Raw genomic sequence first — 14,800 nt, forward strand, 5'->3', positions numbered from 1 at the left:
GGCCGCGCGGCGGGCTGTACGGGCATCCGTACGGCCCGCCGCTCGGGCGCCAGGTCCGCAGTAACCCACCCGAAACACCCGTACCGCGAGCGGGACGGGAAAATGGTCATCATGAACGACCAGCCGCACGGCCCCCTCGCCGGATTCACCATCGGAGTCACCGCAGCCAGACGAGCCGAGGAGTTCGGCGCGCTCATCGAACGCCGTGGCGGCGCCGTGCTCCACGCACCCGCCCTGCGGATCCTGCCGCTCGCCGACGACACGGAGCTGCGCGCCGCCACCGAGGAGCTGATCGCCAAGGCGCCCGACGTGGTCGTGGCGACCACGGCGATCGGCTTCCGCGGCTGGCTGGAAGCGGCCGGCGGCTGGGGCGACAGGCAGGAGCTGCTGGACTGTCTCGGCGGCGTCGAACTGCTCGCCCGCGGGCCCAAGGTGAAGGGCGCCATCCGGGCCGCGGGACTCACCGAGACCTGGTCACCCGCCTCCGAGTCGATGGCCGAGGTACTGGACCGGCTGCTCGACGAGGGCGTCGCGCACCGGCGGATCGCGCTCCAACTGCACGGCGTACCGCTGCCCGGGTTCGTCGAGGCGCTGGAGGCCGGGGGCGCCGATGTCGTCGTCGTCCCCGTCTACCGCTGGATGCCGCCGGAGGATCTGGCCCCGGTCGACCGGCTCATCGAGGCGACCGTGGCGCGCGCCCTGGACGCCGTCACCTTCACCAGCGCGCCCGCCGCCACCGCGCTGCTCTCGCGCGCCGAGGAGCGGGGCCAACTGGCCGGGCTGCTCGACGCGCTGAAGGGGGACGTACTGCCGGCGTGCGTCGGGTCCGTCACCGCGACGCCGCTGCGGGAGCGGGGCATCGGAACCGTCCAGCCGGAACGTTTCCGCTTGGGCCCGCTCGTCCAGGTGCTCTGCGACGAACTGCCGGGCCGCGCCCGTACGCTCCAGGTCGCCGCGCGGCGGCTGGAGATCCGCGGGCACGCCGTGCTGCTCGACGGCGAGCTGCGCCCCGTACCGCCCGCGGGGATGGCGCTGCTCGGGGCGCGGGCCCGGCGGCCCGGCTGGGTCGTCCCGCGCGCCGAGCTGCTACGTGCGCTGCCCGGCGCCGGCCGCGACGAGCACGCAGTCGAGACCGCGATGGCGCGGCTGCGCACCTCGCTCGGCGACCCGCGGCTGATCCAGACGGTCGTCAAACGCGGCTACCGGCTGGCCGTTTCGGACGAGTAGGGCCGCTTGCCGCTTCGGGTGGCGGGGTACCGGCCGTGCCACGGGGAAGGCACTCTGAGAGTGAACGGGCCGGCACCACAGGTGAACCCGAGGCGGTGGCAGGGACATGGCGGCGGGCATGAGCTCGTACGAATGGCGGTTCGACTCCGGGCGGATCTGCCTCGATCTGGTGGCCACCGAGGAACCGACGGCCAAGGGACACGCACAGCTCACCGACGCCGACCAGCTCGCCCACTGGCTGACGGCCTCGGGGCTCGTGCCGGCGGGCACCGCCCTCACGGGGGTCGACGCCCGCTGGGTCGGCCGGTTCGCCGAGCTGCGCGACAGCGTCGGGCAGCTCGTACGCGCCGAGATCGACGGCAGGCAGGCGCCGCAGGCCCTGGAGCGGGTCAACGAGCTGGCCGCGGGGGCGCCGCCGGGGATCAGGGCGGTACGGGACACCGGCGGCGCGCTCGTACGGGCGCTGAGCGCCGCACCGGCCTGTGAGGCGCTGCTCGCCGCAGTGGCGAGGGACGCGGTGGAGCTGCTGACCGATCCGGAGGCCGGAGCGGGGCTGCGGGAGTGCGAGGGCGACAGCTGCCGGCGTGTGTATCTGGACACATCACGCGGCCGGCGCAGGCGCTGGTGCTCCAGCGAGGTGTGCGGAAACCGCGAGCGGGTCGCCCGGCACCGGCGCAGGGCCGCACTGGCCCGTACCTGACCGGCGTACCTGTCGGGGCGTCCGACGGGGGTGTCCCGCCGCCAAGAACCTGAAAAGTTTTCCGCCCGCCGTTGAGTGCTACTTGATGTTCCTCCGTAGTGATGGGGGAGAAGCAGTCAAGAAGGTCTCGACCGGGAGGTTCAGGTGCGCAAGGATGCGGCCGTGGCCGATGACCGTCCTCAACGGGCCCGACACCGGAGCGAGGCACCGCGCACCGACCTCTCCGTCCCTGACGAAGAGCTGATGCGCGCCCTGTACCGGGAACATGCCGGACCGTTGCTGGCTTATGTGCTGCGTCTCGTGGCGGGCGACCGCCAGCGTGCCGAGGACGTCGTGCAGGAGACGCTCATCCGTGCCTGGAAGAACGCCGGTCAGCTCAATCGGGCTACCGGCTCTGTCCGCCCCTGGCTGGTGACGGTAGCTCGACGTATCGTCATCGACGGCCACCGCAGCCGGCAGGCCCGGCCGCAGGAGGTCGATCCGTCGCCGCTGGAGGTCATGCCCGCGGAGGACGAGATCGACAAGGCGTTGTGGCTGATGACGCTCTCAGATGCGCTCGAAGATTTGACCCCGGCGCACAGGGAAGTGCTCGTAGAGACGTACTTCAAGGGGCGCACGGTCAACGAGGCTGCCGAGACGCTCGGCATTCCCAGCGGGACCGTGCGTTCACGGGTGTTCTACGCACTGCGTTCCATGAAGCTCGCTCTGGAGGAGAGGGGGGTCTCGGCATGACCACGCACGATCAGTACGGACTGGACGGCGAGGGCACTGTGCACGACGCGGTCGCCTCCTACGTGCTCGGCATTCTTGACGAGGCCGATGCCGTCGCCTTCGAAGCGCATCTCGCGGCGTGCGAACTGTGCACGGCGAACATGGCCGAGTTCTCGGGCATGGAACCGATGCTGGCCATGCTCGCCGACACCCCGGAAACCTTCGCCACCGCCGAGCCGCAGGCTCCGGCGGCCGACCCGTTCCCGCGGCAGGGCGGCTTCCCGCCACGGGCCGTGCCGCTGCCGCCGACCCCGTCCGTCTCGGTGAAGCCCAGCGACCAGCTGCTGAACCGGCTGGTCGACGAGGTCGCCGTCAAGCGGGCGCAGCGCAAGAGGCGCGGGTTCTACCTGATCGCCGCCGCCGCCGCGCTGATCATCGGCGGTCCGACGATCGCGATCGTCGCGACCTCGGGCGACGACCCGGTCCGTAACGAGGCCGTGGTCCAGCCGTCCGGTGGTCCCACCGACGCCGAGGCCTTCGCCAAGATGCCGGACAAGGTCTCGGGCACCGACCCGGCGACCAAGGTCAGCGCGACCATCGGGTTCGAGGAGCGCGGCTGGGGCACCAACGCCGTTCTTGAGCTGAAGAACGTCAAAGGACCGCTCAAGTGCAGTCTGGTGGCCGTGTCCAAGTCGGGCGACGAGCAGGTCGTCTCCTCCTGGTCGGTGCCGCAGTGGGGGTACGGCATCCCCAGCAGCCCGCACGAGGTGGCGCAGAAGCCGCTGTACATCCACGGCGGTGCGGCCATCCAGCCCAACGACATCGACCACTTCGACGTACGGACATTCGACGGCAAGCGTTTGGTCCAGGTCGGCGCCTGACATACCCGCCCCCTTCGCGTACGGTTGACGGCTGCCCGACGCACGTCACGAAGGGGGCCTCGGTGGCCGCGCAGGATGCCGCTGTTGAATCCGCAGGACCCGCCTCCGATCCCGGACGCGACACGGGGAACGACTCCGTGCGCGACCGCGAGATCGGTGTCGAACAGGACCATCTGGATCAGGTCTACCGCCGCCTCGAGGAGAAGATCCACGAGGCGGAGTTCCTGATGAAGGACGCAGCCAAGCGTGGCCAGGTCGGCACGCCCGGCGCACTCGCCGAAAGGGACGCCCAGGTCTTCAGGGCCGGTATCCACCTGAGCCGGCTCAACAACGAGTTCGAGGACTTCCTCTTCGGCCGGATCGACCTGCTCCCGGGCAAGGACGGCGACAAGGGCCCCGACGGCGCGTACACCTCGGTCGAGCCGGCCGACGAAGCCGTACGCCCCGACAACACGGCGGACATCGCCGAGACGCTGCACATCGGCCGGATCGGGGTCCTCGACTCCGACTACTCACCGCTGGTCATCGACTGGCGCGCGCCGGCGGCAGCCCCGTTCTACCGCTCCACGCCTGTCGATCCCGGCCGTGTCGTACGGCGCAGGGTCATCCGCTCCAAGGGCCGCAAGGTCCTCGGCGTCGAGGACGACCTGATGCGGCCCGAGCTGACCGCCTCGCTGGACGGCGGCGCGCTGCCCGTCATCGGGGACGGCGCGCTGATGGCCGCGCTCGGCCAGGCCCGCAGCCACACCATGCGGGACATCGTCTCCTCGATCCAGGCCGAGCAGGACCTGGTGATCAGGGCCCCCGCCGCTTCCGTGACCGAGGTCGCGGGCGGCCCCGGCACCGGCAAGACCGCCGTCGCGCTGCACCGCGCCGCGTATCTGCTCTACCAGGACAGGCGCAGGTACGCGGGCGGCATCCTCGTCGTCTCACCGACGCCGCTGCTCGTCGCGTACACCGAAGGCGTGCTGCCCTCGCTCGGCGAGGAGGGGCAGGTCGCGATCCGCGCGGTCGGCTCGCTGGTGGACGGCGCGGAGGCCACGGCGTACGACGATCCGGCCGTGGCCCGGATCAAGGGCTCGGCGAACATGCTGAAGGTGCTGCGCAAGGCCGCCAGGGGCGCGCTGGAGCCCGCGCCGCACGCCGGTGACCAGGGAGGCCGGGGCGCGCGTGGCCGGGGCAGGGGCGGCGCCCAGGGGCGTCAGCAGGCGCCCGGGACGGGACAGCTGGCCTTCGGTGAGACCGAGGCGTCCGGCGCGGCCGGTGACGACGGCGACGAGACGCCCGGCAGGCCCGTGGCCACCGACCGGCTCAGGGTCGTCGCGTTCGGCCGCAGGCTGGAGCTGGAGGCCGACGAGCTGAACCGCATCCGGCAGTCCGTGCTCGGCGGCACGGCCCCCGTCAACCTGCTGCGGCCGCGCGCCCGCAAGCTGCTGCTCGACGCCCTGTGGGCGAAGTCGGGCGCCGCCGCCCGGGCCGGCGAGTACGCGTCGCGCGGCGACGCGGAGCTGGCGGCGGAGCTGCGCGGCGGCTTCGACGACGACATCACGTCCGAGGACAGCTTCCTGGAGTTCGTGGACGCCTGGTGGCCCGAGCTGACCCCGCGCGGGGTGCTTGCCGCCATGGCCGACGAGCGGCGGCTCGGCCGCTGGGCCCGGCGCATCCTGGGCCAGGGCGAGATCCGCCGGCTCGCGCGCTCGCTGCGGCGGGTGGGCCCGGACGGCACCGGACCGCTCTCCGTGCACGACGTGGCGATCCTGGACGAGCTGGAGACGCTGCTGGGCGCTCCGCCCAGACTGCGCAAGCAGCGCAGGGAACTCGACCCGCTGGACCAGCTCACCGGGCTCGAGGAGCTGATGCCCCAGCGCGAGGAGTCGCAGCGCGAGCGCGCCGAGCGGCTGGCGGCCGAGCGCACCGAATACGCGCATGTCATCGTCGACGAGGCCCAGGACCTCACCCCCATGCAGTGGCGGATGGTCGGCCGCAGGGGCAGGCACGCCACCTGGACGGTGGTCGGCGACGCCGCCCAGTCGTCCTGGTCGGACCCCGAGGAGGCGGCGGAGGCGCGCGACGAGGCGCTCGGCACCCGGCCGCGCCGCAAGTTCACCCTGACCGTCAACTACCGCAACCCCGCCGAGATCGCCGAACTGGCCGCGAAGGTGCTGGCGCTCGCCATGCCGGGGATGGAGTCGCCGACCGCCGTGCGCTCCACCGGCGTACAGCCGCGCTTCAGCGTCGTGCGGGACGACGACCTCGCCTCGGCCGTACGGGACGAGGCGGCCCGGCTGCTGGAGCGGGTCGACGGCACGGTGGGTGTCGTCGTCGCGATGCACCGGCGCGAACAGGCGGCGCGCTGGCTCGCCGGGCTCGGCGGACGGGTCGTCGCCCTGGGCAGCCTGGAGGCCAAGGGGCTGGAGTACGACGCGACGGTGGTGGTCTCGCCGGCCGAGATCGCCGACGAGTCACCGGCGGGGCTACGGGTGCTCTATGTGGCGCTGACCAGGGCGACGCAGCAGCTCACGGTCGTTTCGGCGGCCCGCGACGAACCCGACGCGGAGGGAGTACCCGACCTCCTGCGGGATTGACTTCGAGTCAACTCGCGCGGAGGGGATCACTTCCCGGAGTGTTTTGTTAGATTGGTAGTGGCACCGACTCGATCCAAGCCCCCGGGCCCAACCTTCGTCGCTTCGAGCGACCACTTGCCGCGAGGCGAGCATGGCGGGTCGGTGCCACCTTCTTCTTCACCGGTACGACAGTTCTTCACCAGCACGACAACGGGCCCTCACCGCGAAGCGGTGGGGGCCTGCTTCTGTTGGAGGCGCCGCTGTTACGCTCTCTCGCCTGACGGAAAATGCTTTCCGAAAAAGTTGGACTTTACCGATTACCGGGTGGTAGGTGCGACGATCGGAAGGCTCCGCGCGACGTCGGTCGGGCGGAGTGGCAATGAGGCTCAGGGAAAGCAGAGGAACTCGGCATGGCAACGGCGCCAAGCGTCTCGTACTCGATGACGGTCCGTCTGGAAGTGCCCGCTAGCGGTACAGCGGTGTCGCAGCTCACCACAGCCGTGGAGTCCTCCGGCGGCTCGGTGACCGGCCTCGACGTGACGGCGTCCGGGCACGAGAAGCTCCGGATCGACGTCACGATCGCCGCGAGCTCCACCGGGCACGCGGACCAGATCGTGGAGCAGCTGCGGGGCATCGAGGGGGTCGTGCTCGGCAAGGTCTCCGACCGTACGTTCCTGATGCACCTCGGCGGCAAGATCGAGATGCAGTCCAAGCACCCCATCCGCAACCGTGACGATCTCTCGATGATCTACACGCCGGGAGTGGCCCGGGTCTGCATGGCGATCGCGCAGAACCCCGAGGACGCCAGACGCCTCACCATCAAGCGCAACTCCGTCGCCGTCGTCACCGACGGCTCGGCCGTGCTGGGCCTCGGCAACATCGGCCCCATGGCGGCGCTGCCCGTCATGGAGGGCAAGGCGGCCCTGTTCAAGCGCTTCGCCGGCATCGACGCCTGGCCGATCTGCCTGGACACCCAGGACACCGACGCCATCGTCGAGATCGTCAAGGCCATCGCCCCCGGCTTCGCCGGCATCAACCTCGAAGACATCTCGGCGCCCCGCTGCTTCGAGATCGAGGCGAGACTCCGCGAGGCCCTGGACATCCCGGTCTTCCACGACGACCAGCACGGCACGGCCATCGTGGTGCTCGCCGCCCTGACCAACGCGCTGCGCGTGGTCGGCAAGGAGTTCGGTGACGTACGGGTCGTCATGTCCGGCGCGGGCGCGGCGGGTACGGCCATCCTGAAGCTGCTCATCGCCGCGGGCGTCAAGCACGCCGTCGTCGCCGACATCCACGGTGTCGTGCACGCGGGCCGCGCCGACCTCGTCGAGGCAGCCCCCGAGTCGCCGTTGCGCTGGGTGGCCGACAACACCAACCCCGAGGGCATCACCGGCACCCTGAAGGAGGCCGTGGTCGGCGCTGACGTCTTCATCGGCGTCTCGGCCCCCAACGTGCTGGACGGCGCCGACGTGGCCGCCATGGCCGAAGGGGCGATCGTCTTCGCGCTGGCCAACCCGGACCCCGAGGTGGACCCCGGGATCGCCCGCGAGACGGCCGCTGTCGTGGCCACGGGCCGCTCCGACTTCCCCAACCAGATCAACAACGTGCTGGTCTTCCCCGGCGTCTTCCGCGGCCTGCTGGACGCCCAGTCGCGTACGGTCAACACCGAAATGATGCTGGCCGCTGCCAAGGCCCTCGCCGACGTCGTCACCGAGGGCGAACTGAACCCCAACTACATCGTTCCCTCGGTCTTCAACGACAAGGTCGCGGGAGCGGTCGCGGGTGCCGTTCGGGAAGCCGCGAAAGCGGCAGGTGTGACGGTGGCCACCTCGGTGTCCGCCTGACACGTCCGCTCTGCCCGATCTGTCCGGCGCGTCGCGATTCGCGGGGCCGCTGGGCCCCGTCTAGGGTGGCGGACCATGAGCCCGCCACTCCTCGGAGGTTTCAGGGCCTTCAGGGGGCTAAGGGGTTCCCAAGGTGTCTCCACAGGAGTGACGCCGGTGGGTGCCGGATTGGCTTTCCCGCCGCTGGTGGGGGCAGGATGCGTATTCGGGCGCGAGGGTCTGTCAGCAGACCCGGGTCCGGGGACTGTCCGAGGGCCCTGGCAGCATCGGCTTCGATCTCACGCCTCACAGGCAAGAAGAACACGGGAGTAACAACATGAACCGCAGTGAGCTGGTGGCCGCCCTGGCCGACCGCGCCGAGGTGACTCGCAAGGACGCCGACGCCGTGCTGGCCGCCCTCGCCGAGACCGTGGGCGAAATCGTCGCCAAGGGCGACGAGAAGGTCACCATCCCCGGCTTCCTGACCTTCGAGCGCACCCACCGTGCCGCTCGCACCGCTCGTAACCCGCAGACCGGCGACCCGATCCAGATCCCGGCCGGCTACAGCGTGAAGGTCTCCGCGGGCTCCAAGCTCAAGGAAGCCGCCAAGGGGAAGTAACCCAAGGCAGTACCGGCCAGTACGGCCGGTACGCAGTAAAAGCACCACAGCAGTACGCAGGGGCGGCCACCTTCTCAGGTGGCCGCCCCTGTGTCGTTCGCCCGTCAGAAAGCCGTACACCGGCCGTGACGGACGGTCATACCAGCGCGCCGCCCGGCAGCTCGACCTTCGCGCCCAGCTCGATGAGCTTGTCCATGAAGTTCTCGTAGCCGCGGTTGATCAGGTCGATGCCGTGCACCCGCGACGTGCCCTGCGCCGCCAGCGCGGCGATCAGGTACGAGAAACCGCCGCGCAGGTCGGGGATGACCAGATCCGCGCCCTGCAGCCGGGTCGGTCCCGAGACGACCGCCGAGTGCAGGAAGTTGCGCTGCCCGAAGCGGCAGTGCGAACCGCCGAGGCACTCCCGGTAGAGCTGGATGTGCGCACCCATCTGGTTCAGCGCCGACGTGAAGCCCAGCCGCGACTCGTAGACCGTCTCGTGGATGATCGACAGCCCCGACGCCTGGGTCAGCGCCACCACCAGCGGCTGCTGCCAGTCGGTCTGGAACCCCGGATGGACGTCCGTCTCCAGCGCGATGGCGTTGAGCGAGCCGCCCGGATGCCAGAAGCGGATGCCCTTGTCGTCGATCTCGAAGGCGCCGCCGACCTTGCGGTACGTGTTGAGGAACGTCATCATCGACCGCTGCTGCGCGCCGTGGACGTAGATGTTGCCCTCGGTGGCCAGCGCGGCCGAGGCCCAGGACGCGGCTTCCAGCCGGTCCGGGATGGCCCGGTGGTTGTAGCCCTCCAGCCGGTCGACGCCGGTGATCCGGATCGTCCGGTCGGTGTCCATGGAGATGATCGCGCCCATCTTCTGCAGGACGCAGATGAGGTCCTCGATCTCCGGCTCCACCGCCGCGTTCGACAGCTCCGTGACACCCTCCGCCAGCACGGCGGTCAGCAGCACCTGCTCCGTCGAACCCACCGACGGGTACGGCAGCCGGATCTTGGTGCCGCGCAGCCGCTGCGGGGCCTCCAGGTACTGGCCGTCGGCCCGCTTCTCGATCGTCGCGCCGAACTGGCGCAGCACGTCGAAGTGGAAGTCGATCGGCCGGCCGCCGATGTCACAGCCGCCGAGACCGGGGATGAAGGCGTGTCCCAGCCGGTGCAGCAGCGGCCCGCAGAACAGGATCGGGATACGCGAGGAGCCCGCGTGCGCGTCGATGTCGGCGACATTGGCGCTCTCGACATGGGTGGGGTCGAGGATCAGCTCGCCGGGCTCGTCACCCGGGCGGACCGTCACCCCGTGCAGTTGCAGCAGCCCCCGTACGACCCGCACGTCGCGGATGTCGGGCACGTTGCGCAGCCGGCTCGGACCGCTCCCGAGCAGCGCGGCCACCATGGCCTTCGGCACCAGGTTCTTCGCGCCGCGGACGCGGATCTCGCCCTCCAGCGGGGTCCCACCGTGGACAAGCATTACATCGTCTGTGCCGGTCATGAATCTCGCGTTCCGGAGTGGGCGGGCGGGTGGCCAAGGAAAAGGGTAAGGGGCCAAGGCCCCTGTCCCGTAAGGCCGAGGAGGCCCCAAAGGTGTAATGAATTGGGCATAACACGTTCTGTTCGTGATCACTGGCTGACAGTGACCGGGCGGTTCCGGGAGCGGCTGTGCGCTCCCGGTGCGACGGTGCGCCCTGAGCTGCGCGCACGCACACTCTGCATCTCGTGCCCCGGATAAGGCCAATGTGCGAGATCATGGCTCGCATGACGGAGGTGTCCTCGCTCACAGGGCGGCTGCTCGTTGCCGCACCCGCCCTCGCCGACCCGAATTTCGACCGCGCCGTCGTCCTCCTGCTCGACCACGACGGCAAGGGCTCGCTCGGCGTGGTCCTCAACCGGCCCACCCCCGTGGACGTCGGGGACATCCTGGAGAGCTGGGCCGACCACGCGGGTGAACCGGGTGTCGTCTTCCAGGGCGGTCCCGTCTCGCTCGACTCGGCGCTCGGCCTCGCCGTGATCCCCGGCGACGAGGGGCCGCTCGGCTGGCGCAGGGTGTACGGCGCGATCGGTCTCGTCGATCTGGAGACCCCGCCGGAACTGCTGGTGAAGGCGCTCGGCTCGCTGCGGATCTTCGCCGGGTACGCGGGCTGGGGCCCCGGCCAGCTGGAGGACGAACTGAAGCGGGGCGCCTGGTACGTCGTCGAGTCGGAGCCCGGCGACGTGTCGTCCCCGCGCCCCGAGGGGCTGTGGCGCGCGGTGCTGCGCAGGCAGCGCGGCGAACTGGCCATGATCGCGACGTATCCCGACGACGCGTCGCTCAACTGACCTGAGCGATGGGTGAGCGGCCGGCTGCGGAGAGCACGGCCCCGGAGAGGCCGGGTCGGCTCATGCGTGGGTACCCTTGACGACTATGAGCACTCTTGAGCCCGAGCGCGGGGCAGGTACGGGCACCCTCGTGGAGCCGACACCACAGGTGTCGCACGGCGACGGCGACCACGAGCGCTTCGCCCACTACGTTCAGAAGGACAAGATCATGGCGAGCGCCCTGGAGGGCACTCCCGTGGTGGCACTGTGCGGCAAGGTCTGGGTACCGGGGCGCGACCCCAAGAAGTACCCGGTCTGCCCCATGTGCAAGGAGATCTACGAGTCCATGGGCCCCGGCGGGGACAAGGACAAGGGCAAGGGCGGCAAGGACAGCAGCAAGAAGTAGTGACGTAGCTGTTGCTCTTCCGTCTGGTGACGGCCCTCGGGGACGCGTGTGTCTGCGCGTCCCCGAGGGCCGTGCGCATGCGTATCTCGCGTCCGTACCTCGGGTGAAGGACTGATGAACATGACCGCCGTGACCTCTTCCGGGACTTCTGCCGCGACAGCGGCGGATCTCATACCGGCCGCCCGCACCGTCCGTACGGAGGGGACCGGACGGCTGGCCGTCGACGCGGGGACGCGGCTCACGGCCGGGCCCGGCACCGAGGGCGTCGCGCGCTGGCTGCGGGCGAGCGTCGGCGCGGCGACGGGACTGCCGCTGGAGCCCGAAGAAGCCGGCGGCGCTGACGGCGCGGTCGGGGTGGACGGCGCGGGTGGGGTGGACGGCGCGGTCGGGGCCGCCCGGATCGCACTGAGCATCAGCCCGGACGTCGAGCGCGCGTCAGGCCCCGAGGGCTACCGCCTCACCGTCCCCGCAGTGGACGGGGCCGGCCCGGCGCGGGACGTCACGATCGAGGGCGGCAGCGCGGCCGGTGTCTTCTGGGGCGCCCAGACGCTCCGTCAACTGCTGGGCCCCGAGGCGTACCGGAGCGCGCCCGTCACCCCCGGGCGTGGCTGGGAACTGCCGGTGGGCACCGTCGAGGACAGCCCCCGCTTCGCCTGGCGCGGCCTGATGCTCGACGTGGCACGGCACTTCATGCCCAAGGACGGCGTGCTGCGCTATCTCGATCTGCTTGCCGCCCACAAACTGAATGTCTTTCACTTCCACCTCTCCGACGACCAGGGGTGGCGGATAGAGATCAGGAGCAAGCCCAGGCTGACGGAGACCGCGGCCTGGCGCTCACGCACCAAATGGGGCCACCGCGCTTCCGACTTGTGGGACGAGAAGCCGCACGGCGGCTATTACACGCAGGACGACATCCGCGAGATCGTCGCCTACGCGGCCGAACGGCATATCACCGTCGTCCCCGAAATCGACATCCCCGGGCACTCGCAGGCAGCCATCGCCGCGTATCCGGAACTGGGCAACACCGACGTCATCGACACGACCTCCCTCACCGTCTGGGACAACTGGGGCGTGACTCCGAACGTACTCGCCCCCACTGACATCACCCTCCGGTTCTACGAGGACGTGTTCGAGGAAATCCTGGAGCTGTTCCCCTCGACCTTCATCCACGTCGGCGGCGACGAATGCCCCAAGGAGCAGTGGAAGGACTCACCGACCGCCCAGGACCGGATTCAGGAACAGGGCCTCGCGAACGAGGACGAGTTGCAGTCCTGGTTCATCCGGCACTTCGACAGCTGGCTCGGCGTCAGGGGCCGGCGGCTCATCGGCTGGGACGAGATCCTGGAAGGCGGACTCGCGCCGGGCGCCGCCGTTTCCTCGTGGCGCGGATACTCCGGCGGCATCGCGGCGGCCAGGGCGGGCCACGACGTCGTCATGTGCCCGGAGCAGCACGTCTACCTGGACCACCGGCAGGCGGCGGGCGACGACGAGCCGATTCCCATCGGGTACGTCCGCACGCTGGAGGACGTCTACCGCTTCGAGCCCGTACCGGCCGAACTCACCGATGCCGAGGCCGCGCACGTCCTCGGTACCCAGGCCAACGTCTGGACCGAGGTGATGCAGGACCGCTCCCGCGTCGACTACCAGGTCTTCCCGCGGCTCGCCGCGTTCGCCGAGGTCGCCTGGTCGGCGCTGCCCGCGTCCGCCGACCGCGACTTCGCCGGGTTCGAGCGCCGGATGGCCGCGCACTACGCGCGGTTGGACGTCCTCGGCGTCGGATACCGGCCGCCCGGCGGTCCGTTGCCGTGGCAGCGGCGGCCCGGTGTGCTCGGCCGTCCACGCGAAGGACAGCCCCCGCGCGGCTGACGAAGTCCGCGCCGGAACCGTGAGGATAAGTCGTACAAGGACTGCCGAAGGGTGGCATTCCGGGTGTGCCGCCGAAGGCGGGCGAAAGCGGACCTACACCCTGGTCCGGGACGGATACGCCCTTCGCGGACCCTCGCGTCGGGCGGCCCTCAACATGTGCCAGAGTTGCCACGTCCGGCCTGTGAGCACGTACGGTACGGCACACAGGCGGGACAGCCGGGACACCGGAAAGGGGCAGCTGGGTTGACCACGCACGCACCGCAGACGGCGCAGTCCGTGACGCTGCCGGCCTCGCTCGACGAGGCCGTGGCGGCGCTGACTGCCATGCCTGCCGCCGTACCCGTCGCGGGTGGCACGGACCTGATGGCATCGGTCAACAAGGGCCTGCTGCGGCCCGCGGGACTCGTCGGCCTCGGCAGGATCAGCGAGCTGCGCGGCTGGCACTACCAGGACGGCCACGCCCTCCTCGGGGCCGGGCTCACCCACGCGCGCATGGGCAGGCCCGACTTCGCCGCCCTCATCCCCGCGCTCGCCGCGTCCGCGCGCGCCGCGGGGCCGCCCCAGATCCGTAACGCGGGCACCCTCGGCGGCAACATCGCCACCGCGGCGCCCACCGGCGACGCCCTGCCGGTCCTGGCCGCCCTGGAGGCCGATCTCGTCGTCGCCGGCCCCGGCGGCTCCCGGCGCGAGATCCCGGCGACCCATCTGCTGGCGGGCCGCGAGATGCTGGAGCCGGCCGAACTCATCGGCTTCGTACGCGTCCCGCTGCTGCACGCCCCCCAAGTCTTCCTCAAGGCCACCGGCCGCACGGGCCCCGGCCGCGCCACCGCCTCGGTGGCCGTCGTGCTCGACCCGGCGCGCCGCGGAGTGCGCTGCGCCGTCGGCGCGATCGCACCGATGCCCCTGCGCCCCCTTGAGGCGGAGCGCTGGATCGCTTCACTGATCGACTGGGACGGCGCACGCGGGCTCGCCCAGGAGGCCCTGGTGGCCTTCGGCGAGTACGTGGCGGCGGCCTGCATCCCGGACCCGGCGCCGCCGGCCGACGGCGGAGAGCCCCCCGCCCCGGCGCCCGCCGTACTGCATCTGCGGCGTACCGTCGCAGCCCTGGCCCGACGAGCACTGGGGAGGGCGCTGTCGTGACCACCGAAGAGAATTCCGGCTCCGGTCCCAGGTCGGGCCCGGGCCCCGGGCAGGGCCCCGACGAACAGGGCGGCTGGCGGCCCGTACCGCACGGCGGCGAGTACGACGCCGAGGCGACCGCGTTCGTGCAGCTGCCGCCCGAGGACGCCATGGACGCCCCGCTGGCGGCGCCGGGCCACGGATACGTACCCCCGCAGATCGTGCCCCTGACGCCCGACCCGTCGGTGGCGGGCAGCTGGGCCCAGCAGCCCCTGGACCAGGGCGACACGGGCGGTGTGCGCTGGCCCGAGCCGGGCGCCGAGCACCACCCGGCGGCCGGCCACCACCCGGCGCAGGCCGTGCACGACGGCTATGTGACGGGGCAGTGGGACTTCGGCGCGGCGGGCGCAGGACAGGACACCGGCGAGCGGCCCGCCGACGTCACGGGACAGTGGCGGATCCCGGTCGCCGAGGGCGACCTGCTGGACGAATCGGGCGAGTACAGCTCCGGGTTGCACACGTCCCCCTGGAGCGCGGGCTCGGCGCCCGCGACCCTGCCGGGCGGCGCTCCCGCCCCGTGGGCGACGCAGCCGGAGCCGGAGCC

At 71.3% G+C, this 14,800-nt stretch carries 12 protein-coding genes and 1 pseudogene; 12 read left to right on the forward strand and 1 reads right to left on the reverse strand.

Going from position 1 to position 14,800, the window contains the following annotated elements; genetic code table 11:
* Nucleotides 1–102: 102 nt before the first annotated feature.
* The 7 genes from HY68_RS15395 (at nt 103) to HY68_RS15425 (ending at nt 8,525) form a co-directional block, all read left to right on the forward strand.
* A complete protein-coding gene (locus HY68_RS15395; RefSeq protein WP_347560660.1) occupies nt 103–1,227 on the forward strand; it encodes a uroporphyrinogen-III synthase in 1,125 nt (374 codons plus the stop codon).
* A gap of 106 nt (nt 1,228–1,333) precedes the next feature.
* Complete coding sequence (locus tag HY68_RS15400; protein WP_041989116.1) at nt 1,334–1,927, forward strand: CGNR zinc finger domain-containing protein; 594 nt, start codon at nt 1,334–1,336, stop codon at nt 1,925–1,927.
* A 144-nt stretch (nt 1,928–2,071) separates the two neighbouring features.
* A complete protein-coding gene (locus tag HY68_RS15405; protein ID WP_078863621.1) occupies nt 2,072–2,659 on the forward strand; it encodes a sigma-70 family RNA polymerase sigma factor in 588 nt (195 codons plus the stop codon).
* Entirely contained in the window at nt 2,656–3,519 is an 864-nt protein-coding gene (locus HY68_RS15410; protein ID WP_041989119.1) for a zf-HC2 domain-containing protein, read from the forward strand. The genes HY68_RS15405 and HY68_RS15410 overlap by 4 nt, the downstream gene beginning before the upstream one ends.
* Before the next feature lie 137 nt (nt 3,520–3,656).
* On the forward strand, nt 3,657–6,104 hold the full coding sequence (locus HY68_RS15415) for a UvrD-helicase domain-containing protein (RefSeq protein WP_041996147.1): 2,448 nt from the start codon (nt 3,657–3,659) through the stop codon (nt 6,102–6,104).
* 389 nt (nt 6,105–6,493) lie between these two features.
* On the forward strand, nt 6,494–7,927 hold the full coding sequence (locus tag HY68_RS15420) for an NAD-dependent malic enzyme (RefSeq protein WP_041989121.1): 1,434 nt from the start codon (nt 6,494–6,496) through the stop codon (nt 7,925–7,927).
* Between the two features lie 316 nt (nt 7,928–8,243).
* The gene (locus HY68_RS15425) at nt 8,244–8,525 is read left to right on the forward strand and encodes an HU family DNA-binding protein (RefSeq protein ID WP_003954777.1); all 282 of its coding nucleotides are present in this window, start codon (nt 8,244–8,246) and stop codon (nt 8,523–8,525) included.
* Between the two features lie 136 nt (nt 8,526–8,661).
* On the opposite strand, the gene murA is transcribed toward HY68_RS15425, so the two are convergent.
* Nucleotides 8,662–10,002 (reverse strand): UDP-N-acetylglucosamine 1-carboxyvinyltransferase, encoded by a 1,341-nt coding sequence (murA, locus tag HY68_RS15430; protein WP_041989126.1) that lies wholly within the window; start codon nt 10,000–10,002, stop codon nt 8,662–8,664.
* Nucleotides 10,003–10,265: 263 nt separating this feature from the next.
* Between murA and HY68_RS15435 the strand changes: the two genes are divergently transcribed.
* The 5 genes and pseudogenes from HY68_RS15435 to HY68_RS43765 all read left to right on the forward strand — a co-directional run.
* The gene (locus tag HY68_RS15435) at nt 10,266–10,826 is read left to right on the forward strand and encodes a YqgE/AlgH family protein (RefSeq protein ID WP_041996149.1); all 561 of its coding nucleotides are present in this window, start codon (nt 10,266–10,268) and stop codon (nt 10,824–10,826) included.
* A gap of 85 nt (nt 10,827–10,911) precedes the next feature.
* Nucleotides 10,912–11,211 carry a DUF3039 domain-containing protein gene (locus tag HY68_RS15440; protein ID WP_041989128.1) on the forward strand — a complete coding sequence of 100 codons (300 nt, stop codon included), beginning with the start codon at nt 10,912–10,914 and terminating at the stop codon, nt 11,209–11,211.
* A gap of 120 nt (nt 11,212–11,331) precedes the next feature.
* Nucleotides 11,332–13,077: a beta-N-acetylhexosaminidase gene (locus HY68_RS15445; RefSeq protein ID WP_078863937.1), complete on the forward strand. Its 1,746-nt coding sequence runs from the start codon at nt 11,332–11,334 to the stop codon at nt 13,075–13,077.
* 243 nt (nt 13,078–13,320) lie between these two features.
* Nucleotides 13,321–14,217 (forward strand): FAD binding domain-containing protein, encoded by an 897-nt coding sequence (locus tag HY68_RS15450; protein ID WP_041989130.1) that lies wholly within the window; start codon nt 13,321–13,323, stop codon nt 14,215–14,217.
* Nucleotides 14,214–14,800: pseudogene (locus HY68_RS43765) on the forward strand ((2Fe-2S)-binding protein); the annotation flags it as partial. The gene HY68_RS15450 and the pseudogene HY68_RS43765, both read left to right, overlap by 4 nt.

Source organism: Streptomyces sp. AcH 505, from assembly GCF_000818175.1.
Taxonomy (GTDB): domain Bacteria; phylum Actinomycetota; class Actinomycetes; order Streptomycetales; family Streptomycetaceae; genus Streptomyces.